Annotated in this window: 17 protein-coding genes and 4 pseudogenes; 6 read left to right on the plus strand and 15 right to left on the minus strand. The window is 69.1% G+C overall.

The window, feature by feature from the left end; translation table 11 throughout:
- Positions 1-220: 220 nt before the first annotated feature.
- From ACH4UM_RS37485 to ACH4UM_RS37505, 5 genes and pseudogenes are all read right to left on the minus strand, one after another.
- Positions 221-862, minus strand: a complete 642-nt coding sequence (locus ACH4UM_RS37485; protein ID WP_398189762.1) for a carbonic anhydrase — start codon at positions 860-862, stop codon at positions 221-223.
- Positions 863-936: 74 nt separating this feature from the next.
- Entirely contained in the window at positions 937-2,211 is a 1,275-nt protein-coding gene (locus ACH4UM_RS37490) for a hypothetical protein (protein ID WP_398189765.1), read from the minus strand.
- A gap of 38 nt (positions 2,212-2,249) precedes the next feature.
- Positions 2,250-3,518 (minus strand): sensor histidine kinase, encoded by a 1,269-nt coding sequence (locus ACH4UM_RS37495; RefSeq protein WP_398189768.1) that lies wholly within the window; start codon positions 3,516-3,518, stop codon positions 2,250-2,252.
- Entirely contained in the window at positions 3,509-4,162 is a 654-nt protein-coding gene (locus ACH4UM_RS37500; RefSeq protein WP_398189771.1) for a response regulator transcription factor, read from the minus strand. The genes ACH4UM_RS37495 and ACH4UM_RS37500 overlap by 10 nt, the downstream gene beginning before the upstream one ends.
- Before the next feature lie 157 nt (positions 4,163-4,319).
- Positions 4,320-4,937: pseudogene (locus ACH4UM_RS37505) on the minus strand (integrase); the annotation flags it as partial.
- Between the two features lie 346 nt (positions 4,938-5,283).
- On the opposite strand from ACH4UM_RS37505, the gene ACH4UM_RS37510 reads away from it, so the two are divergent.
- A complete protein-coding gene (locus tag ACH4UM_RS37510) occupies positions 5,284-6,021 on the plus strand; it encodes a DUF6420 family protein (RefSeq protein WP_398189773.1) in 738 nt (245 codons plus the stop codon).
- 161 nt (positions 6,022-6,182) lie between these two features.
- On the opposite strand, the pseudogene ACH4UM_RS37515 reads toward ACH4UM_RS37510, so the two are convergent.
- From ACH4UM_RS37515 to ACH4UM_RS37540, 6 genes and pseudogenes are all read right to left on the minus strand, one after another.
- Positions 6,183-6,663, minus strand: a pseudogene (locus ACH4UM_RS37515) (iron chaperone).
- A gap of 53 nt (positions 6,664-6,716) precedes the next feature.
- Positions 6,717-7,382, minus strand: a complete 666-nt coding sequence (locus tag ACH4UM_RS37520; RefSeq protein ID WP_398189775.1) for a glyoxalase — start codon at positions 7,380-7,382, stop codon at positions 6,717-6,719.
- Positions 7,382-7,924 (minus strand): annotated as a pseudogene (locus ACH4UM_RS37525) (helix-turn-helix transcriptional regulator). The gene ACH4UM_RS37520 and the pseudogene ACH4UM_RS37525 overlap by 1 nt, the downstream one beginning before the upstream one ends.
- Positions 7,925-7,939: 15 nt before the next feature.
- Positions 7,940-8,299, minus strand: a complete 360-nt coding sequence (locus ACH4UM_RS37530; protein ID WP_398189777.1) for a VOC family protein — start codon at positions 8,297-8,299, stop codon at positions 7,940-7,942.
- 66 nt (positions 8,300-8,365) lie between these two features.
- A complete protein-coding gene (locus ACH4UM_RS37535; RefSeq protein ID WP_398189780.1) occupies positions 8,366-9,718 on the minus strand; it encodes an erythromycin esterase family protein in 1,353 nt (450 codons plus the stop codon).
- Positions 9,719-10,078: 360 nt separating this feature from the next.
- Positions 10,079-12,316: an MMPL family transporter gene (locus tag ACH4UM_RS37540; RefSeq protein ID WP_398189783.1), complete on the minus strand. Its 2,238-nt coding sequence runs from the start codon at positions 12,314-12,316 to the stop codon at positions 10,079-10,081.
- 251 nt (positions 12,317-12,567) lie between these two features.
- On the opposite strand from ACH4UM_RS37540, the gene ACH4UM_RS37545 reads away from it, so the two are divergent.
- The 5 genes and pseudogenes from ACH4UM_RS37545 (at position 12,568) to ACH4UM_RS37565 (ending at position 16,291) form a co-directional block, all read left to right on the plus strand.
- Positions 12,568-13,794: a sensor histidine kinase gene (locus ACH4UM_RS37545; protein ID WP_398189786.1), complete on the plus strand. Its 1,227-nt coding sequence runs from the start codon at positions 12,568-12,570 to the stop codon at positions 13,792-13,794.
- 13 nt (positions 13,795-13,807) lie between these two features.
- Positions 13,808-14,545 carry a response regulator gene (locus ACH4UM_RS37550; RefSeq protein WP_398189790.1) on the plus strand — a complete coding sequence of 246 codons (738 nt, stop codon included), beginning with the start codon at positions 13,808-13,810 and terminating at the stop codon, positions 14,543-14,545.
- 121 nt (positions 14,546-14,666) lie between these two features.
- A pseudogene (locus tag ACH4UM_RS37555) lies at positions 14,667-15,455 on the plus strand (SpoIIE family protein phosphatase); the annotation flags it as partial.
- 210 nt (positions 15,456-15,665) lie between these two features.
- Entirely contained in the window at positions 15,666-15,920 is a 255-nt protein-coding gene (locus ACH4UM_RS37560) for a hypothetical protein (RefSeq protein ID WP_398189793.1), read from the plus strand.
- Positions 15,917-16,291: a PIN domain-containing protein gene (locus ACH4UM_RS37565; protein WP_398189795.1), complete on the plus strand. Its 375-nt coding sequence runs from the start codon at positions 15,917-15,919 to the stop codon at positions 16,289-16,291. The genes ACH4UM_RS37560 and ACH4UM_RS37565 overlap by 4 nt, the downstream gene beginning before the upstream one ends.
- 275 nt (positions 16,292-16,566) lie before the next feature.
- Here the strand turns inward: ACH4UM_RS37565 and ACH4UM_RS37570 are convergent, their stop codons facing one another.
- The 4 genes from ACH4UM_RS37570 to ACH4UM_RS37585 form a co-directional block, all read right to left on the minus strand.
- The gene (locus ACH4UM_RS37570; RefSeq protein WP_398189798.1) at positions 16,567-18,114 is read right to left on the minus strand and encodes a phage/plasmid primase, P4 family; all 1,548 of its coding nucleotides are present in this window, start codon (positions 18,112-18,114) and stop codon (positions 16,567-16,569) included.
- Entirely contained in the window at positions 18,111-18,269 is a 159-nt protein-coding gene (locus ACH4UM_RS37575; RefSeq protein ID WP_398189801.1) for a hypothetical protein, read from the minus strand. Before ACH4UM_RS37575 ends, ACH4UM_RS37570 begins: the two co-directional genes overlap by 4 nt.
- 232 nt (positions 18,270-18,501) lie before the next feature.
- Positions 18,502-19,482: a hypothetical protein gene (locus ACH4UM_RS37580; protein WP_398189804.1), complete on the minus strand. Its 981-nt coding sequence runs from the start codon at positions 19,480-19,482 to the stop codon at positions 18,502-18,504.
- Positions 19,483-19,494: 12 nt separating this feature from the next.
- Positions 19,495-20,976 carry an APC family permease gene (locus ACH4UM_RS37585; protein ID WP_398189807.1) on the minus strand — a complete coding sequence of 494 codons (1,482 nt, stop codon included), beginning with the start codon at positions 20,974-20,976 and terminating at the stop codon, positions 19,495-19,497.
- Between the last annotated feature and the right edge of the window lie 190 nt (positions 20,977-21,166).

The raw sequence follows: 21,166 nt of genomic DNA on the forward strand, positions 1-21,166 counted from the left end.
TTCGAACCAGCGGCCTTCGCCTGCTCGCAGCCTCTGCCGCGACGCCGGTGACAGCCAGGCTCCTGACACGTTCCGCGACAGGCGGGACACGCCGCTGTCAACCGCGAGCGCGTCCCGCTGCCGTGGGAGGCAGCCTCCACCGCCGGAATCTCCGGCAGGCACCCCACCGTTGTTCCTCCGACCGCGGCACATCACGCTGATCAGTCACGGCCGACAGCGGTCAGGATGCGGCGATCCCCGCCGCATCGAGGCCGCGGGAGGCGACGAGCTGCGCGCTGCCGTCGGCCAGGCGGTAGCGCAAGCCCACCACGGCGGCCTGCCCGGCAGCGACCTTCTCGGCAAGCATCCGGGAGCGGTCCAGCAGCAGGTCGGCGGTGTGCCTTATGTGCTCGGCGAGGATCTCCTCGGGCTCAACCTGTCCGGCGGCCCGCGCGGCCAGCACGCTGGGGGTCACCCGCTCAACGACGTCCCGAACGTACCCGGCCGGCGTCTGCCCATCCTCCAGTGCAGCGCACGCCGCGCCGACCGCACCGCACGAGTCGTGCCCGAGGATCACGACCAGCGGGCAGCCCAGCACCTCCACGCCGAACTCGATGCTGCCCAGCACCTCCGGGCCCATGACGTGGCCCGCGGTGCGCACCACGAACAGGTCACCCAGGCCACGGTCGAAGATGATCTCGGCGGCCAGCCGGGAGTCGGAACAGCCGAACAGCACGGCGAAGGGCTGCTGGGAGGGTGCGATCTCGGCGCGGCGGGTGGCGTCCTGGTTCGGGTGCTCGGGGGTGCCGGAGATGAAGCGCTGGTTACCGGCCAGCAGCAGCTCGAAGGCGTCGCGGGGCGTCGGGGTCTTGATCTCGGTCATGGCCGCAGCCTACGAGCAGGCACCCGCCATCGCACCGCCTGGTCTCCTCGGCCATCGCCGGGTCGGCCGACGCTTCAGCCCAAGTCCGCCAAGAGGGCGTTCAGTTCCTTCTCCTGTTGCGCAGGCGACATCGGCGGGTTCGGGTGGTCGATGCCAAAGGTCTTGAGCATTTTGTCCATCTGGGCGTCGATGGAGGTCCAGCCGGTCTGGTCCAGCGGTTGCAGCGAGGCCTGGTCGGCATCCCACAGGTCACGCAGCGACTGGGCGGCCGCGTGGGCCCCGGTCGTGTTCCCCGAGCGTGCGTCCTTGAGCGAGGTGGAGGCGAGGGTCTTCAGCGCGGCGACCTTCGCGGGCGGGAACTTCTTCACCGCCTGGCCGGGAGGCAGCTGGACGGCGGAGGTGTTGTCGGTCTCCGGCGCCGGGCCGACGTGCGGCTGGCCGTGGGCCCAGACCAGCAGGCCCGTGGTGGCGACGGCGAGCAGTCCGAAGCCGGCCAGCGCGGTGCGCTCCTTGCGCGGGTCGCCGCTGACCGGTGCGGCGTGGGTCGCCTGGTGGGTCTCGGTCACATCCGAGCGCGTCACCGTCAGGTAGATGACCGTTGCCAGGATCAGGCCGAGGAAGATCAGGCTGGTGGTGAACGTGCCCAGCGCGAGACCGGTCGGGTCGCCCGGGTTCTGGGCGACCTTGGGGGAGGCGAGCCAGTCGCCGATGTTCGCGCCCAGCGGGCGGGTCAGGATGTAGGCGAGCCAGAAGGACAGCACCGGGTTCGCGCCGAACCTCCACAGCGCCGTGATCGCCGCGATCAGGCCGAGCGGCAGCAGCACCGAGACACCCGGGCTCCAGCCGGTCAGCTCCAGGGTCCAGTCGCCGGTCGCGGTGCCGAGCGCGAAGGTGACGAGAACAGCGAGCCAGTAGAACGACTCCCGCGGCAGCGTCGTAACCGAGTGGATCGACAGGGTGCGCTCACGCGCCCACCACACGCCGAAGACCACCGCGAGGAGCACCGAGAACACCGCGGAACTGATCCACAGCGGCACGTTCAGCTGGTCGGTGAGGATGTCCGTGTACAAGGTGCCCGTGACGCTGACCACGACCACGGTCAGCCAGTAGGGGAACGGGACGTACCGCTTCAGTCGCAGCTGGACGGCCAGGACCACCACGAAGACCGCGGTGAAGATCAAGGCCGTGTTCACCAGGCCGACACCCAGCTTCATGTTGATCCAGTCGGCGAAGCTCTCGCCCACGGTGGTGCACAGGATCTTGATCACCCAGAACCAGATGGTGACCTCGGGGACCTTGTTGAGCATGAGGCGCCCGCTGCCTGTGCGTGCTTCCGTTGTCGTTGTCATGCAGTGAGGCTTACGCGGGGAACCTGCAAGCAACCTGATTACGTGATCGCACGCGCGGCCGGGAATGTCACCTCGACGTGGCCGCGGCCTTCCGCGATCGCGCGGACCTCCACACCGGCCGAGGCGGCGATGCGCCGGACCACCGGCAGTCCCAGCCCGTACCCGCCACCGCCGGTCACACCCGCCTCGAAGACCCGGTCGATCTCGGCGGGATCGAACCCGGGGCCGTCGTCCAGGACATCGACCAGGATTGCCTCACCCTCGTTGTGCGCGGTGATCCACACACGGGACTTCGCATGCCGCAGGCCGTTCTCGAGCAGGGGGGACAGCAGCGACACGGCGACGTCGGCCGCCACGGCCACCTCGACCTTCGCCGGGAAGGCGACCTCGACCGCCCGGTTGCCGATCGCCTGCCGCGCGGCGGAGCGCAGATCGCAGCGGGTCCCCTCGTCCGTCCGTGCGCGCGCGGCGCGCAGAATCGTCGTGATCGCCGTATCGAGGCGGTCGACCTCGCTCAGTACCGCCTCCGGCGCCACCGGCTCGCCGGACAGCTGCGCCAGCTGCGCCTCGCCCCGCAGGACCGTGAGCGGTGTGCGCAGTTCGTGGGCGATCTCGTCGGTGAGCCGGCGCTCGTCCGCCAGCGCGTTGTCGACGCGCTCCAGGAGGTGGTCCAGGGTCTGTCCCAGTTCTCCGAACTCGTCGCGGGGGGCTCCGAGGTTGAAGCGCCGCCCGGGTTCGTGATGGCCCCATTCGTCGGCGAGGGCGGCCATCTCGTGCACGACCCGCAGCGCGCGGTGCACCACGAGGTGCGCGACACCGGCGGCGAGGAGGATCGTGAGGCCGCCCAGGATCAGCGACAAGGTCAGGCTGCGCTGCTCGGATGTCTCGTAAGGGGTGAGGTCCACCCGGACGATCACCATGACGTGGTGGCCGTCGATCGGGACATGCCGTGCGTACAGGAGGTACTTGCCGACGGTGGCGGTCTGCGATCGCCCCGAGTCCGCCATCTCCTTGACGTGATCGACCACGTTCGGCGGCACGTTCCCGTCGATCAGGCGGCCGCCGGCATACACCCAGGCGACCTCGTCCAGCGCCTCGCTGCTGTTCTCCGTGAGCACGACACGGCCGCCCTTGGCGGTGACGTTGGCCGCGAGGGCCTCGGCGCGGGCATGGGCCAGATCCTGCGCGTCGGCGTCCGTCACCCGGCTCAGCAGCACGTGCGAGACCACGACCAAGATGGCGACCACGGCAGTGGCGATCAGTACGGTCAGCGCGACGACCCTGCTGCGGAATCCGGTTACTGCCATCGGTAGCCCACGCCGCGGACGGTCGCCAGACGTTCGGCCACGCCCAACGCAGTGAGCTTGGTCCGCAGCCGGCGCACGTAGGAGTCGAGGGTGTTGTCGCTGACCTGCGCTCCGTGCGGCCAGCCGGCGGCGATGAGGGCGTGGCGACGCACAGCGTCGCCCTGCGAGGCGATGAGACGGCCCAGGAGCCGGAACTCGGTCGGGGTCAGGCTCTGGCTCACCGAATCGCAGGTCACCATGTGCTTCGCCGGATCGAGGACGACCTCGCGAGGTGCGGGCGCCACGGTGGCCCGACGCAGCAGGGCTCGGACGCGGACCAGCAGTTCGGGGATGTCGAAGGGTTTGGTCATGTAGTCGTCGGCGCCGGCCTCGAAGCCGCCCACCTTGTGATGCAGGCCGTCCAAGGCGGTGAGCATCAACACCGGCGCGTCGACGCCGTGAGCCCGCAGGGCCAGGCAGACGTCGCGGCCGTCGGCGTCCGGGAGCCCGAGATCAAGGACGAACAGATGAGGCGCCGGTGCGAGCTGCCGCAGCAGGCTGTCGGCCGTGGCGGCGACGCAGACGGTGTGTCCGTCGTGTTCCAGGGCGCGCATGAGGACGCCGCGGACCGCCGCGTCGTCTTCGCACACCATGATGAAAGCCACGTGCTGACCCTAGATACTCCCGCCCTCGTTCTCCATCTGCCCTGGTCAGCCGCCTGTCCATGCTGCGAGCCTGAGCCACGCCCGGCGGATCGGGCACTGAGGCATCACAAGCCGTGCCCAGGCGCCCACCAGCATTGGAGACAGCCATTCAGATTGGTGGTCGGCGCAGCGGCACGATGCCGTCCCGGGCGAGGAAGGCGCTGGCCTTCTTCGCGAAGGTGCGGGGAACGAGGGGGCCCTCGAAGCGCGGCGCGTGAGCGGCGGCAGTACGGGCCCTGCGGGCGGCGGGACCGGAGATCTTCTCACCGGCCGCGGCACGGTCGCGCAACCGCGCGGCGGTGTGGGCGGCGGCCAGTGCCGTTTCGACGTCGAGGATGGCGTGAATGCCGCGGCGGCCGCGGGAGCCGTAGCCGCTGGAGGTGCGTGCGTCCAAGACGGTGCGCATGTGGCCGTACTGGATGGCGAGGGCGATCAGGCCTCCGGGGCGCCGTGCGATGTGCCAGGCCAAGGTCCGTCTGAACCGGCCCATTCTGATCGGACCGTGAGGGTCCTCGGGGATGGTCTGGTCGGGCAGCCCGCAGGTCTGGGCTTCGCGGTTGGCCCAGTCCACGAAGGACTCGATCCGCTTGGTCGGCGTCTCCTTCTTCAGTGCGCCCTGTTTGCCGCAGGTGCCGTGGTGGGCGGCGCTGAGCAGGAGTTCCCCAGGCGGCACCATCCGCTCCGGCACGCGGATCGCGTGGACCACCGGTGTGATCGCGACCCATGGTGTTGACCGTCACTGAAAGTGCCTACGAGCTGAGCGTTCAGCTCGCCGTCGGGGTGTCGCCCTTCACCGAGGCCGGGAAGATCCTCGCCCTGGAGGCGGACCTGTTCGGCTTCGAGGCGACGGGTCAGCGTTCCCGGCTCGCCCGGGCCACGGCGAACCTGGCGTACACCCCGAAGGTGACCGTCCACCGCATGAACCTGTCGTTCCCGCTGACGTCGTTGCAGGTTCACGCGATCGAGGAGGGCCGCACCGGCGACGTCCGGTTCGAGATCGACCTCAACGCGACCCTGCCACAGGCGCCCGGGTACCCGGGGAGCGCCCAGGACACGGCGCACATCACCATCGCCAAGAGCCGGTGGGAACAGCAGCTCGCGCAGCTGGGGCCGTCCGCCGCGTTCGAGATGGCCGTGCCGTACCCGCTCGGCGATCCGGAGCGGGACGAGGTCGGCCGGACGCTGCGGGAGACGCAGCGGCAATCGAGCACAACGGCATTGCAGGCCCCTACTTCGAGTACGACGGACTGCCCGCCCTGCACGCGGTGGATACGGATCTGCCGCTGATCCATCCGTACGCCCCGGTGACGCCCGGCCGCTACGTCACGCCCGGCGGCGGACGGCTCACCATCCGCCCGGCCGAGACGCGCGCCCACATCCGGATCACGCTGGACCACTTGGGCTGTCCTGCCCAGGTGACCGACGAGAAGAACGCCGCCTTCAAGCGCCTCGCCCTGGCCGCCGAGGGGTACTGCGTGCAGGCCGGGTGCCGACACCGCGCCGCGTACGCGGACGGGGTGCTGCGCATCTTCGAGGTGCACAACGGGAGCATCGCGCTCGCCGCGTTCGTGCGCGCCGCGCTCGCGGTCGAGCTGGGGGACTTCACCCCCACGGACCGGCTCCTGCAGAAGGCCGAAGCACTGGCCGGTCCTGTCCGCCAGGTCAACGAGCTCATCGACGAGGGCTGGGAGGTCGACCCGGTGGACCTCGCTACCGTCACGCCGTACATCACCAGCAAGATCCGCCGCTTCGGGACCTGGCACCTGGACATGGGGTCATCCGAGAGTGAGGCCGTCGGGCGGCTACGGATGGCCGCGTGATGCCGACGGCCGCCGGAGTGAGCGGAGAGGCGATGGACACAGGGCGCGAGCCGTAGAGTCGAAAGGGCGGCCCGGAGTCAGCTGCGATGACTCCGGGCCCCCAAGGCCGAACATCTTCCACGGCTCGGTCACTTTCGCCGCCGGTTCTGCCCCGGTCGGCTTCAGCCCACCGCCTTCTTGACAAGCGCGCTGATGCGCTCTTCGTCGGCAGCGGTCAGCTCCCTCACGGCGTAGGCGGTCGACCACACGGCGCCGTCGTCGAGTGCCGCCTGGTCGCTGAAACCGAGCGTGGCATACCTCGACTTGAACTTCTCCGCGCTCTGGAAGTGGCAGACGACCTTGCCGTCTCTGGCGTACGCGGGCATCCCATACCAGAGCTTGGGCGCGAGGAGCGGTGGTCTTGATGATCTCGTGGATCCGCTCGGCGAGGACGCGGTCCGCCTCCGGCATCTCGGCGATCTTCGTGAGCACGTCCCGCTCCGCCGCCGCCTCCTTCTCAGCCCGGGACGAACCGCGCCGCGCCGCCGCCTTCTTCTCCTCGCGTGCGTGCTCCTTCATCGCGGCCCGCTCCTCGGCGGTGAATCCGTTGTACTTCTCGATGGTCGTGCCGGAGTCCTCGGCGGGCGACTTCGTGGACGGCATGGCAAGTTTCCTGTCGTACAGGGGCAGGCGGGCGGGAGTGCGGGGGCCGGGAGTCAGGACGGCGTAGGGGCGAGCGACGCGGCAGCCTCCCAGGCGAACCCGTCCGGGTCGGTGAAGGTGTCGGCGGTGCTGCCGAGGACGATGCGGTGCGATCCGGTGCCGTCGGCGGGGACGCCGAGGTCCTTGGCAAGGGCACGGCGCTTGTACAGCGCCAGCTTGACGGGGCTGGTCTGACCGGGGGCGAACTCGGCGTACTTGCCACCGAAGCTCTTGGCCACGGTCAGGCCCCGGCCGACGTAGAACTGCTTGGTGGCCTTCACGTCCTCGACGCCGAGCAGCAGGACAACCTCGTCGATCTCGCGGGTGGCGGGGCCGGTGTCCTTCTTCGCCGAGGTCGCGATCTTCCAGATCGTCCCGTCCGGGGCCTGGACGACGCCGCCGTAGCCCCACAGCGACTTCGCGGCGGGCTTCAGCACCGTGGCGCCGGCGTCCACGGCGGCGCCGACGAAGCTGTCGACGGTGGCCGGCCCGGACACCGTGAGCGCCAGGGTGAAGCCGCGGAATCCGGTGGAGTGCGCCTCGGACGCCCGCAGGTGTATGTACGTGTCCGCGCCGAAGGCGCTGTAGAAGCGACGGGCGGCCTCGGGGTCGGCCACCTCAAGGGTGACGGACGCGAGGGACGTGTTGGCTGCGGTGGAAGTGGTGGTTGCCATGACCATCACGCTAGGGGCTGCGCGGCGGCCGGGGCTTCTCGATTCCTGACCGGTCTTGAGACTTGCTTCGCCACGCACGCCGGCATCCCCTCCACCTTGATCACCGACCCCGCATCGCGGGCCGTACCCGAGGCATCGGCATGGTCGGCCGCCGCATCCGCCGCCTGGCGCCGGAAGGCCCCGGGCGGCATGCCGACCAACTCGGTGAAGCGGGTGGTGAACGTGCCCAGCGACGCGCAGCCGACCGCGAAGCAGACCTCGGTGACGCTGAGGTCGCCCCGCCGCAGCAGCGCCGTCGCCCGCTCGATGCGACGCGTCATCAGGTACGCGTACGGCTACTCACCGTAGGCGGCCCGGAACTGCCGACTCAGGTGCCCGGCGGACATGCTCACAATACGGGCGAGCGCCTCCACATTCAGCGGCTGCGCGTATTCCCTGTCGATCCGGTCCCGGACGCGGCCCTGGCGGGCGACCGGCAGGGCAGGCACTTCCGCGCGCGCCGCCGCGTTCCTTATGGGTAGTCGCGATGTCAGCCCGCACGGCCGCATCGATACCCGCACAACTCAGCGCAGCTCCTGGATGCGGACCAGGTTGCCCGCGGGGTCGCGGAACGCGCAGTCGCGGACGCCGTACGGCTGCTCGGTCGGCTCCTGGACGACCTCAGTATCACCGGCCGGCACCTTCTCGAACGTGGCATTGAGGTCCGGGGTGGCCAGCAGGATCCAGCCGTAGGTGCCCTTGGCCATCATCTCGGTGATCGTGCGGCGCTCGTCCTCGGTGATGCCGGGATCGGCGGCAGGCGGCGCCAGAAGGATCGACGTGCCCGGCTGACCGGCCGGGCCGACCGTGATCCAGCGCATCCTGCCCTGCCCGACGTCGCTGCAGACCTCGAAGCCGAGGACGTCGCGGTAGAAGGACCTCAAGCGGCCCCAAGCTTCTTTCCGGTGTTCGACAGGCAGCGGCGACCTGGGGCTGACGCGGCGAGGTCGTCACGGCTTCAGCTTGTCGGCCTCACGGATCTTGTGAAGATGGATGAGCACATCGAAGGATTTGGCGATCGCGATGTCGCGGGTCTTCTCGGGGAATTGCGTGCCGATGTTGAGGGTGGGCCTGGCGACGCTCAGCCAGGCGCGCGCGGCAGCTGACGCCTTGCGGACGTCGAGGTAGAAGTCCCGGTAGCGGACGCGGTCGAGGGTGTACTCATTCCTTCCGGGTTCGGCAGCACTTACGGTGAACTTACGCCAGTCGCCGCCGAGGGCGGTGTCCTTGGACAGGAAAGAGCCCTGATTGAAGGTGAAGCCGATGGGCAAGTAGTTCTTTCCCATGGCGTCGCGCAGGAACGATCCCTGCGTCTTGGAGTAAATTTCGGGGTTGTCAGATACGTAGCCGACATGGTTGTTCTGCGCGGACACCAGGATCTTGTCACCCGTGTGCTTCTGCCACCATGTGACGTTCCGGGCCATCACCTCGTCGCGGAAGCGCTGAAGACTGTTCAGGGAATTCCGGTCGGCGGGGTTCAAGGTGAGGAACTTGGCGGTCTCGGCGATTGAGCGGGCGTTCTGCTCGGCCCAGTCGAAGACGTCTCCTCCGGAGCCCTTCTGGCTGCTGACCAGCTCCAGGGCCTGCTGCGCCTTAGTGGCGAGCTGCTGGCGCTCCGCGAGCGGCTTGGCCAGGTAGGCGAAGGCGTCGTCGATGGGCCTCAGACCGGTGTAGAGCTCGTTGAGCCGCGGCAGCAGCTTCGGGTGGTTCTTCTCCGCATAGCCTGTCACGCGTCCGAAGAACGCTTCATTCAACGAGGGGGCGCCTATGTCATCACCCATGAAGTGCACCGGACGGTCCGGGTGGTTGCGGTTGTAGTTGCGCATCCACTTGATGAGGCTGACGAATTCATCGCGCTCCCAGGGTGAGTTGGCCAGCGCCTGCGCAGCGATCTCGCGGGCATCGCCCTTGCCGGTTTGGAGGTAGTCGTCGATCTGGAGTCCGGCGGACCAGCTCACTTCCAGGGCGAAGGTGGTGAAGCCCTTCTTTTCGACGAAGTGCCGGAAGACCCGCTCCTTCATAGTGAAGAACTCGTGGGAACCGTGGGTGGCCTCGCCGAGGCCGACGACCTTGGCGTCGCCGACCATTGCGGACAGGGCTTGCAAGTCGGCCGTGTTTCCACCGGGCTCGGTCGCGCGCAGCGGGTGGGCCGCCTGCTCCAGACCACGGACTGGATTCTGCTTTCCTCCGGCCGCCGTGTGGGCCTTGCCGACGGTGGCCGCCTGGACAGCGACGGGGGCGAGGAGCGTCCCTGCCGCGATCGCCGCGATCGCCGACAGTCGCCGACGGCTGATGCGCTTCATGTGAGTAGCCATGTGTTCTTGCCTTCAATCAACTTACGCATGGTTGCTTGAGGAGAAACGGGATGCTCGCGGCCGATTTGTCGCGCGCTGCGAGTAGCCGCTGAGCTCTTCGGGTGGCCACCCGCCTTGTCAGAAGGCACGTGATGCCCGCTGCGTGCGTGACTGTCCGGCCGGACGGTCATCGCCGACGTCACGACCCCCGTCGACCTGTGTGATCCGCTGGTGCCACCGCCGATGACCTGGCGGCCGCGCCGGATATGGTGACGGGACTGGTACCGGCACATCATGCTTCCCGCTGTCGCGCGCGCCTTCCTTGCGGTGATGGCCGTGCGGGAGCGCGAAGGCAGCGGCCCGTGTCGGTCAGTTCATGTCGATGCGGTCGTAGGGGAGCGGGACGGGGCCCGGATCGCCGGGCTGCCGCCGAGGCCCGTACGGCACGGGCTGCGTCGTCCTGCGGCGCGGCCGGACGGGCCACCACAGGGCGCGGCCGAGCAGCGCGGCGAGTGCCGGCACCAGCGCGGAGGACAGAACGAACGCCGACAGCAGGATGCCGAGGGCCGTCGCTGAGCCGATCTGCTGGGTGGACGGGTCCGGGTTCACCGCCAGGCTGCCGAAGGAACCGGCCAGCACCAGTCCGGCGGTGGCGACAGCCGGTGCAGTGTGCCGTACGGCACGGGCCACGGCCGAGCGGGCCGGGCCCGGTCGCTGCATCTCCTCCCTGACACGGTCGCTCATCAGGATGTTGTAGTCCGTGCCCAGAGCGACCACGAACAGAAACAGCACCAGCGGCAGGGTGAAGCTGACGCCCGCTTCGCCGCGCAGATGCTGGAACAGCAGGGCGGAGGCGCCGAGCGTGGCGGCGAAGCCGAGCCCGACGGAGATCATGAGCACCAACGGTGCCAGCACGCTACGCAGCAGGAGGAGCAGGATCAGCGCGATCAACGCGGCGGCCACGGGAAAGACCAGCTCCAAGTCCTGGGAGACGGCGGTGGAGATGTCCGCGAAGATCGCCGCCGTGCCGCCGACGTGGGCCTCGGCGCCCGCGGGTGTGTGCCGTGCGACGGTCGCCCGCACCGGCCCGGACACCAGATCGCGTGCTTTCTGGCTCTGTGGGTCGGCGGTCAGGTAGAGGCCGATCCGGGCGGCGTCGCCTGCCGTGTCATAGACGACCGGGCTCACCTGGCCCACGCCCTGCGTGCGGCTGAGCGCCTTGACCAGGGCGTCGACCCCGTGCCGGTCGAGGGTGCCGCGGTCACCGCTGGTGACGTAGACGTCGGTCGGGTCGGACACCCCCATGGGCAAGGCGTGGGAGATCTCCGCGGCGGTGGCTGCTGCCGGTGTGCGGCTGCTGCCGCTGCCGGTGCTGTAGTCCATTTTCATGTCGGCCATTCCTGCGGCCAGCGCTCCCAGCAGGACGACGGCGCCGATCGTGACGGCGAGCGGTCGCCGGGCGACGGTGTTGCCGAAGCGTCCGGCCGAACCCTCGCGCGGCGCGCGCTGCAGTGTGCTGGAGGGCCAGAACATCGAGCGACCGGTGACCGCCAGCAGGGCGGGCATGAAGGTGAGACTGGCCACCAGCATCACCATGACCGAGATCGCGACGGCCGGGCCGAGCACCCGGAACTGCCCGAAGCTGGCGACACCGAGGGTGGCGAAGGCAGCGACGATGGTGAGCGCCGCCGAGGAGATCGCGGAGCCCACCCGGTCCGTCACCTCGCCCGCGATCTCGCGGGCGTCGCGCTCGGGCTGTTCGCGCAGCCGTTCACGGAAGCGGAACAGCAGGAACAGAAAGTAGTCGATCCCGATGCCGAGCAGCACTACGCTGATCAGTTGCGGTGTGCTCGGGTCCAGTCTGATTCCGGTAAGCAGTGCGGCGCCGACCACCGCACCCGCAGCGGCCCCGCCGACGAGGCTGACGGCCAGCAGCGGCAGCAGCGCCGCCATGACGCTGCGGAAGACCAGCACGTTCAGGAGCACGATCAGACCGATGGTGAGTGCCCCGGCCACCGTGCTCGTGGTCTTCTCCGTCTCCTGGCTGTCCACGAGGTCGGCCAGGCCGCCGGCGAATCCGGTGCGGAGTCCGTCCTGCCCATACCTGCTGGCAGCAGTGTTCCGGAATTCCTTGAAGACGTTCTGCAGGCCGGGGTCGGCCGAATTACCGGTAAGGGAGACGGAAAAGAGGAAGAAATCGCGGTGTGGGGCTACCGTGCCGGGGGTCACCTTCGGCGTCTGGGAATAGTCGTTCGCCAGGAATCCGGGGGTGTCCTCGGCCTTCGGCATCGTCACCCGCTGTCTGCCGAGCGCCGCTGCGTCCGCCTCCGCCCGCCGCTGGTCGGCCACGCCGAGCGGTTTTCCGTCGGCCCGCTTCACCAGCATGATCACCACGTTTGCGTCCTTCTTGATCCCGAACTTGTCCTCGGCGACCTTCAGTGCTGCCGCCGAGTCGTACTTCTCGGGCAGGAAGTCGCCGAGTTGGCTCTCGGTGACCCGGTACATCAGTGCCTGACCCAAAATGGTCAGTCCTATTCCCAGCAGCACCCAGAAGGTGATGACTTTCCATGGATTCCTCGTGGAGAATCCGGTCAGGGCGCGAATCACGGGCGCTCCCGTTCCAAAGCGATCTCGGACAATGTCCTTCCAGCACATCACCGGATTTCGCGGCGATCGTCCGAGCACGGGACGAGAAGCCGTATGGGCCCCAGGGGCCGGCCGTCCGCTGGACCGGGACCCTGGTCCTGGTCCGAACTCGGCCCTGGGGTTGAGTCGGGGGCTCCAGCACACAGGGACAATGGCGCAAGCAGACGCGGACACCGGGCAGATGTCCGGCACCCAACGAAGAGAGGTCCACCATGGCGACGCCTCGCGAGGCCCTGCCGCAGGGCAAGGGACTGCGCGGGCGCTTCTTCCCGCCGGACGGCGATGCCCTGCCGTGGACCCGCAACGATGCCCTGCTGACCGTGGGCGCGGCGGCCGTGGACCTCGTCGGATACACCACGTTTGCACAAGTCGGAGCCGTACCCGTGTCAAGTGTCGGCGTGCTGCTGCTGACCGTGTCCGCACTGCCGCTGCTCGTGCGGCGCCGTTTCCCGCTCACCGTCATGGCCGTCAGCCTGGTGCTTGTCGCGCTGGCGAACCTGACGGTGCCCATGGACCAGCACTTCGGCGCCACCCTGGCGGTCGCGCTCTACTCGGCTGCCCGAACCGGCCGGCCGTGGGCGACGGCTGCCCTGACCACGGGGGCGATCGGCGTCGCCCTGCTCGCTCCGGACCTCGCCGCCCCGCCCAGGTTCCTGGATGTCACCAGCGCCTGCCTCGCCGCCTGCCTCATCGCCGCCACCGGACTGGCGGTCAACCGGTGGCAGCAGCAGACGGAGGCCAACCGCCGGCTCCTTGCCGACCGGGCGGTGGCCGAGGAACGCCGCCGCATCGCCCGGGAGCTGCACGACGTCGTCACCCATCGCATCACCACCATGCAGCTAATGGCGGGCGGCGCCCGCGCCAACCTCCACCACGACCCCGGTGTCGTCCATGACGCCCTGGTCACCCTGGAGGAGTCGGGACGGCTGGCCCTGCGCGAGATGCGACAGCTTCTCGACGTGCTGCGTACCCACGAGGACACGGCGGTCGACCGGTACGGCGCCCCGGAGGCGCCGCAGCCCGGCCCTGCCGACCTCGAGCGCCTGATCAAGGAGTCCCGGCAGGCCGGACAGCCGGCCGAGCTGACCGTGGACGGCGATCCTGCGCGGCTCCCCCCGGTGGTCGGTCTCACCGTCTATCGGATCGTCCAGGAGGCGCTGACCAATGCCCGCAAGCACGCCGGCCCAGATGTCCCCGTGCAGGTGTGCCTCACTTGCCTGCCGGACCGCGTCCGCGTGTCGGTCACCGACCAGGGCGCGGCGTACGGCGCGGAACTGCCTCCGGCCTCCGGCATCGGTTTCCGCGTCGGATACGGTCTGACTGGCATGCGTGAACGGGTCGCCCTGCACGGTGGCACGCTGAGGGTCGGCCCGCTGCCCGAAGCCGGCTTCCGGGTCGCGGCGAGCCTGCCGCTGGAAGCTCCGACGGGCCAGGATTGAGGAGAGCTGACCAGTGACCGGAACGGATGCCGTCGACGAGCCCGTGCGGGACGTGGGCGGCCGGACGATCCGCGTCCTGATCGCGGACGACCAGCCGCTCGTGCGGCGCGGGCTGGCCCTCATCCTCGGGCCCGCCCCGGCCATCACCGTTGTTGCCGAGGCCGAGAACGGCGAGCAGGCTCTCACACTCGCCCGTGAGCACCGCCCCGACGTCGTGGTGATGGACATCCGGATGCCCGTCCTCGACGGCGTGACCGCCACCGAGCGACTGGCCCGTGATCTGCCCGAGTGCCGGGTGCTCGCCCTCAGCACCTTCGACATGGACGAGTATGTGGTCGCCGTCCTACGCGCCGGCGCGTACGGCTTCCTGCCCAAGGACAGCTCGCCCGAGGACCTGGTGGCCGCGATCCGCACCGTTCATGCGGGCGAGGCCGCCGTCGCGCCCAGACTGCTGACCCGGCTGATCTCCGCCTATGTCAGGACCGAGCAGGTCGCGCCCCCGAGTCGTCGGTGGCCCGCCACCGGAAGCACCATGAGTCTCACCCCGCGCGAGGTGGAGGTCTGGCACCTGCTGGCCACGGGCCTGGACAACAACGAGATCGGGAGCGTTATGGAGATCAGTGTCTCCACCGTCAAGAACTACATCACCAACATCTTCGACAAGCTCGGCGTCCGGGACCGGGCGCAGGCCGTCATCGCGGCCTACGAGTCGGGACTGGTGGCGGCCAGGCAGACGACCGCCCCCGACTGAACCGCGAGCCGTCGGGCGAAAAGACGTGGTGCCGTGCCATCCACTGTGCGCCTGTACCGGCTGCGCCGGAGGACCCGACCGGCTCCCCACAAGGCCACCGGCGCCGCCGGCAACGCGGCGTTCTGCGGCCGTTCAAGGAGCCACCTGCCTGTACGCCGTCTACGACGCGGTCACGCGGCGGTGCACCATGGCCCGGGCCGGGCACCCCCCGCCCGCCATGGTCACCCCGGACGGCACCGTGACCTTCCTCGATCTGCCCGCGGGCCCGCCGCTGGGACTGGGAGGGCTGCCCTTGGACTCCACCGAAGTGGAGATGCCCGAGGAAAGCCTGATCGTGCTCTACACCGACGGCCTGATCGAGAACTATGACAAGGACGACGCCGCTCTGTCCCGTTTGAGTGCTGTCCTCGCGCAGCCCAGCCTCCCGCTCGACGAGCTGTGCGGGGCAGCGGTCGATCACCTCTTCGTCAGCCAGCCCTCCGACGACGCCGCACTGCTTCTCGCCCGTACCCATGTGCTCAGTGCCCATCAGGTCGTCTCGTGGGACTTGCCTTCCGACCCGGCGGTCGTCACCCACGCCCGGTCTCTTTCGGTCCACCAACTCGCCCAGTGGCGCCTGGACGATCTGGCGATGACAACGGAACTGACCGTCAGCGAGTTGGTCACCAATGCCATCCGCTACGGTGCCGGCCCGATCCGTCTGCGTCTCATCCGGCAAGCCAACCTGACCTGCGAGGTCTTCGACACCAGCAACACCTCACCGCATCTGCACCACGCCCGCGCCACCGAGGAAGGAGGTCGCGGTCTCTTGCTCGTCGCCCAGCTCACCCGCCGCTGGGGCACCCGCTACACGGCAGAGGGAAAAATCATCTGGACGGAACAGGACCTCCCGGCCCCCGCACCGGCATGACCTCGTCGTCGGCGTCCTCGGCCTCGAGCTGCCGGTGGCGGGCCGCCGGCACATCATCGCCGGCCTGCAGGGGAGAGCACCTGCGAGGTCCGCCCGGCCACGGCAGTCCCGCCATCCAGTGAGCTGCCCGCGGTGGGCCGGCGGCCGGGCCGGGCGCGTGTTCGAAGACGTGATCCCCTCACCATGTCTACCGGCGGTAGAATCGTCACCATGAGCAAGCCGACGAGCATCAAGACCAGCGAGGAAGTGCGTAACCGGCTGCGCACCCTCGCGGAGGAGCGCGGCACCACCATCACGGAGCTGCTGGAGGACCTCGCCACTCGCGAGCTCACGGTTGCCGAGCGGGAGCAGCGCGCCCGGGAGGCTGCCCGGGAGCTCGGCGTGGAGTACACCGAGCAGGTCCAGCGGGCCGGCCAGGACGCCTGGGCGAAGATCCGCGCCCATCAGGGCGGCGCCGCCGCATGAACCTGACGGCCGTCCTGGACCACACCGCTCTGGCCGCCCTGTTCCGTGCGGATCACTTCTTCACCGGCCTCTACATCGAGGCCTCCCGTGGCACCGGCCGGGTCGTCATCCCCTCGCTGTCCATGGTGGCCGCCGAGCGGCAGGTCGCCGGTGCGGGCAAGCACGCCGCGTCCCTGCGGTTCGCGGAGAACGTGCCGTTCACCGCGGCGCACGCCGTGGATGCCATGGACTGGACGAACGTCGACTGGCCGGTGGCGCACGCCGCAGCGATCGCCTGGCAGGCGGTGAGGGAGGGTGAGCCGCTCACCGTCCTGTCGTTGGAACCCGAGCTGTACGCGGGCACCGGCATCACTCCGCTGAACCCGACCTGACCCTCGACCGGCCGCCCGCGGCCTGCACGATCAGGTCGTCGAGCGGCTGTTCGCCGGCGGTCCGGCCCCGCGGGCCCCGGCAGGAACCGGTGGGTGGGGACGCCCTCGACGAGAGGGGTCTCACAGCACGGCGGCGTGGCGTCCTCGTCCCGGCCGAAGACCGGCAGCGCCGTCCCGTCGAGGCCACGTGCCGGGGGCCACTGGGTCTCTCGGCCGCCTGTACGCCGGACGGTCGGCCAGCCCGGGCTGTGTGGCGCCGCATGGATACGGCGTGCTCATTCGGCTTCCAGCAGGGCGAGGCCGGGGTAGTACTTGCGGCCGTTGGATTTGATCATGTCGGCCGCCGAGCCGAGATTGAGTTCCTGACGGACACGGGTGGCGAAGGCGCGCGGGGTGGCAGCGTGGACACCTTCGCCGGCGTTGCACCAAGTGGTGTACTGGGCGTAGAGCAGGGCCTGTTCGACGCGCAGGTCGGTGGATCTGCCGGTTTCGCGGGTGCAGCGTTCGGCGAGGAAGCGGCCGATGTCGTCTTCGGTGTCGGCGTAGGCGGTGGTGGCCATGCGGACCCGGTCGGGGCCCTCCAGGGGGTCGCGGGTGGCGAGGTAGCGGCGGGCGCCGTCGATGAGCCATTGCAGGATTCCGGGCCCTTCGTCGAGGACGAGCTCAGAGGCAAGGTTGTCGATGCGGCGTTCGGCGGGGACGATGCGGGTGAAGGACAGCAGGCGGATGCGGCCCCAGAAGGCGAATCCGCCGGTTGAGGCCTCCGGACGGTGGTTGCCCAGCAGCCACAAGTGGTGGGTCGGCGTGAAGGAGAAGTAGTCCTTCCCCATCCGGCGTGCTTTGATCTTGTCGCCTCCGGTCAGAAGGCGGACGCGGGTCTCGTCGAACCTGTCGTTGGGCTTCAGCTCGCTGCACACGACCAGGCGGCGGCCACGGAGTTCGGTGAGCTCGGTCGAGTGTTCCGAAAAGGCGCCACGGTCCATGAGGAGGCCGGGCGGGGCCGCGTCCGCGTATTCTCCCAGGACCTGGATCATGGTGTCGAGGAGGACGGACTTGCCGTTCTTGCCCTCGCCGTGGAGGAAGGGCAGCACCTGGGCTCCGACATCGCCCGTGATGGAGTAGCCAAGCAACAGGTGCAAGAAGTCGATCATCTCCCGGCCTTCGGCATCTTCGCCGAAGGTGTCGGCCAGGAAGCGGTTCCAGCGAGGGGTGTCCATCTGCTGGGGAGCGACGGCGGTGGCACGGGAATGGGAGTCCCGCAGGGGATCAGGTTTGCGGAGCCGGCCCGTGTGCAGGTCGACGACGCCGGCGGGAGTGCACAAGGCGTAGGGGTCGCCGTCGAGGGTGTCGGGGTCGATGGACAGTTCGGGTGATGCCTTGGCCTGGGTGAGCAGGGCCTTCATGCCGGTGGTGGAGAGTGTCTTCTTCTTGTGGTGCGCGAGTTCGCGGTCGGAGTAGACGCCGCGTGGGTCGGTGTCGGGGATGTTCTCGGCCATCTCGCCGGCGGCCCACAGGGCGGCCTTGTCGCCGCCGGTGCGCTTCCAGCGATAGCCGTCCCAGGCGAACCAGCCCAGCCCTTCGACATGGCGGACTTGGTCGCGGTAGAGCTGGACGAACAGGCGGGCATTGCCGCGGTCGGTGAGAGAAGGTGGCAACTGTGCGGGCTGCGCCGCACCGTCCGCGGGGGTTGTCGGTGTGCTCGGCGTTGCGGTGGCCTGGGCGGAGAGCAGCAGGGAGGGTTGCTCGGCAGCCTGAAGGCCGAGCACGTTTTTTTGAGCGGTGGTTTGCGGATCGGGCTGCGGCGTGTTCTCGGCGCTGCTCATAAACGTCCTTCAAGGTGGAACGGTCGGACCGACACCACGGCAAGCGCTTCGTCGGTGATCTTCTCGTCGCGGGCTGTCTGCCAGGGGCGGGCCTTGCCCGCCACCGCAAGCAGTTGCTCGCGGACATCTGTCACCAAGGCGGCCGACCGCGACACGATTGCCGACGGTGTGGGGGGCGCGATTGAGTTCCTCGGTGACGCCGGCCCCCGGCGCCACCGCACACTGCTCGGCCTGCCGCAGATGCGGGTCGTGGACTGTGCGGCGGTCGTGGGCCGACGGTGACGGCAGACAGGGAGAACACTTTTCACCGGGCACCGCAGCGGCGGCGCCCCTTGAGAGATGTGGTCCGTGCGGGTCCCTCACAGCACCGCACGTTCCCGTGTGCGGCTAGCCCCCCATGCCCCACCCCCGCTGCGACAGTCTTCGGCGCCACTGCACGAACTGCTTCTCGGGATCTCCGGTGTAGCACCACGGCGCCCTGGTGACGCGGCGGCCGAGCAGCCGGAAGATGAGGCCGGCGATGTGCCTCTGTCCCGCGCAGCACGCGGCATGGGCAAGGTAGTTCAGATCCCTCAGCTCGCCGGGTGGAACACGGCCGACCTGCCGTGCGCCCATCCAGCGCCACCAGGTGCGCTCCACGTCGTAAGCTGCACCCTCGTTGTTCCAGTACAGGCTGATCCCCATGGGGGCGCACCGTTCCCCCCGCGCCTCCCTCTCCGTGATGAAGCGGTACTGCTCAACGCGGGCGTACTGCAACAGGACCGGCAGTGCGGAACCGGGCGGGGCGATACTCGCGGCCTCGCTGGCGAAGTCGTACATCTGGCCGTGCGTGCCGTGCCAGCGCAGGGAGAAGTAGTGGAGCATTTGGAGGTGGCCTTCAACGTTGTACGGATCACGCTCGCGCAGCATGTGCCACCAACGTTCGAGTTCTTGGCTGCGCACTCCGCCGGTATACAGCCGTGCGACGCAGATGAGAGAGATCCACGGTGTGGGGTCTTCGGGATATGCCGTCGCGGCGTGTCGGCAAGCGGCGAACGCGGCGTCGATGCGGTTGTGGTCGATCGGGATGCCTCGGCCAGTGGTGATGGCCACGTTGAAAGCCCTGGCCGTCTCAGTCGCGGCGCGCAACACCAGGGCGTCGGCGTTGCGGGGCTCGGCGGCCAGCCAGGACTCGACTGTGGAAGTGTTCGCGCATGCCTGCGCAAGCAGCCGTATCCGGTGGCCTCGGGAGAGCCAGTCGGTGCCCGTGGCCCGCAGCAGGTCTCGCAGTCCCTGCCAGCGGCCGATGACGATGTCCGGGCGGATGGAGGTGAGGGGCTCGTCCCCGCAGTCGGGGTCGAAGGCGGGTTTGAAGCGCTCTCGCGCCATCGGGGGTCCTTCTCAGAAGTCCGTCGAGAGACCCTCGTGGGTGCTTAACTGCTCGTCTAACGCGGCCGCGTAAGCATCGGGCACGTAGTCGGCCTCGACGGCGCGGGCGGCGTCCAGTTTCACGGGCCGGTAATAGTCGGCGCCCTGCTTCCAGTACCAGAGCATCGGGACGAGGCCGACGGCGAGCCCGCCGATACCGATGGCGACAGTGGCGCCGTCGAGCTGATCGAGTGACTCGGCGAAGACCCAGAACATGAACACAGCGCCGAAGAGCGGCCACACTCCGCCGAGGAGGAAGTTGGCCAGGGACTTGAGCAGCATCCTGCGGTATGCCACGACGACCGCCAGGCCGGCCAGCCCGTAGTAGACGGCGATCTGCAGGCCGATCGCGGAGACGGCATGGGCGAGGATGTCCCCGATCGAGCCGAGGAAGACGGAGGCCACGAACATCAGCAGTGCCGTGGCGCCGACCACGACGATGGCAACCCACGGGGTGTTCCATCTGCGGTGCACCCGGCCCAAGGCGCGCGGCATCGTACGGTCGCGTCCCATGGCGAACAGCGACCGCGTGACCTGGACGAGCGTGGTCTCCAGGGTCGCAATGGTGGAGAGCATCACGGAGACGATCAGCAGCTTGCCACCCCAACCCGGCCAGATCTCCTCGCCGAGCACGGCCAGCACGTTGGCACCGCCCTGCTGGATCTGCTCGGGGCCGAGGACGACGTTCACCGCGATGGTGAAGACCTCGAACAGCAGGAAGACGACGCCCACGCCGATCAGACCGGCCAGGCCGGTGGTCCGCCGACTGTTGCGGGTCTCTTCGCTGAGGTTGCTGGTGACGTCCCAGCCCCAGTAGTAGAAGGCGGCGATGAGCGCGCCGGAAGAGAAGCCGCTCACCCCGGAGAAGTGGCTGAAGCCGAGCCAGGACCAGTCGAAAGGCCGCGCGTTGGGGCTGTGCAGCAGCGCACCAACAGCGCAGGCAGTGAGGATGGCGAGTTCGATCCCGGACAGGAAGAGCTGCGCACGTACAGTAAGCCGGGCGCCGCCGAGCACCACGAACAGCATGACGAGGAACCAGGCCGCGCCGACCGTGGTGGCCAGGGCGGTGTTGTCGGCGAGCCCTGCATCGAAGAGCGACAGCGTCATCGAACCGGCGGGCAGCGAGCCGGCGACCATGAAGATCGTCGCGGAGATCGCCAGGGCCCAGCCGCTGATGAAGCCCAAGAAGGGGTGGAGGGTACGGCCGACCCAGGAGTAGCTGGCACCGGCATTCACGTCGATGCGGTTGAGGTAGCAGAACGCCAGAGCGATGCCCAGCATCGGTATTCCGCAGTACAGCAGCGCGGCGGGGCTTCCCAGGCCGACGGCACCTACGAGGACCGTGGTGGTCGCCGTCAGCGTATAGGCGGGAGCGCTGCCCGCGACCGCCATCACAACCGTGTCCGAAATACCCAGGGCGTTGGCCTGAAGCCCTCTGGCTCTGCTGTTTCCCATATGAATGCGCTGCTCTCCGTCATGCACGTTGTCAGGGCGCATGTGCGCCTACAGCGTGCCGTCATTCGAAGGTGGGGGGTTGCCGTCATTCACCGGTGGAGGCGGACCTGCCCGGAACTGGAGGCCGGACTCCGAAACTGGGCCAGATGATCGTCACCACCTGGCGCGGTTGTTGTGACGACAGACGGAA

This window comes from Streptomyces sp. NPDC020801 (genome assembly GCF_044334385.1).
Classification (GTDB): domain Bacteria; phylum Actinomycetota; class Actinomycetes; order Streptomycetales; family Streptomycetaceae; genus Streptomyces.

What these genes read in the sequence shown, in the direction of transcription:
- ACH4UM_RS37570 (WP_398189798.1), bottom strand. Translation starts at nt 18,114, where the DNA reads ATGAGCAGCGCCGAGAACACGCCGCAGCCCGATCCGCAAACCACCGCT.
- ACH4UM_RS37495 (WP_398189768.1), bottom strand. Translation starts at nt 3,518, where the DNA reads ATGGCAGTAACCGGATTCCGCAGCAGGGTCGTCGCGCTGACCGTACTG.
- ACH4UM_RS37485 (WP_398189762.1), bottom strand. Translation starts at nt 862, where the DNA reads ATGACCGAGATCAAGACCCCGACGCCCCGCGACGCCTTCGAGCTGCTG.
- ACH4UM_RS37580 (WP_398189804.1), bottom strand. Translation starts at nt 19,482, where the DNA reads ATGGCGCGAGAGCGCTTCAAACCCGCCTTCGACCCCGACTGCGGGGAC.
- ACH4UM_RS37545 (WP_398189786.1), top strand. Translation starts at nt 12,568, where the DNA reads ATGGCGACGCCTCGCGAGGCCCTGCCGCAGGGCAAGGGACTGCGCGGG.
- ACH4UM_RS37585 (WP_398189807.1), bottom strand. Translation starts at nt 20,976, where the DNA reads ATGGGAAACAGCAGAGCCAGAGGGCTTCAGGCCAACGCCCTGGGTATT.
- ACH4UM_RS37565 (WP_398189795.1), top strand. Translation starts at nt 15,917, where the DNA reads ATGAACCTGACGGCCGTCCTGGACCACACCGCTCTGGCCGCCCTGTTC.
- ACH4UM_RS37490 (WP_398189765.1), bottom strand. Translation starts at nt 2,211, where the DNA reads ATGACAACGACAACGGAAGCACGCACAGGCAGCGGGCGCCTCATGCTC.
- ACH4UM_RS37520 (WP_398189775.1), bottom strand. Translation starts at nt 7,382, where the DNA reads ATGGTCATGGCAACCACCACTTCCACCGCAGCCAACACGTCCCTCGCG.
- ACH4UM_RS37560 (WP_398189793.1), top strand. Translation starts at nt 15,666, where the DNA reads ATGAGCAAGCCGACGAGCATCAAGACCAGCGAGGAAGTGCGTAACCGG.
- ACH4UM_RS37535 (WP_398189780.1), bottom strand. Translation starts at nt 9,718, where the DNA reads ATGAAGCGCATCAGCCGTCGGCGACTGTCGGCGATCGCGGCGATCGCG.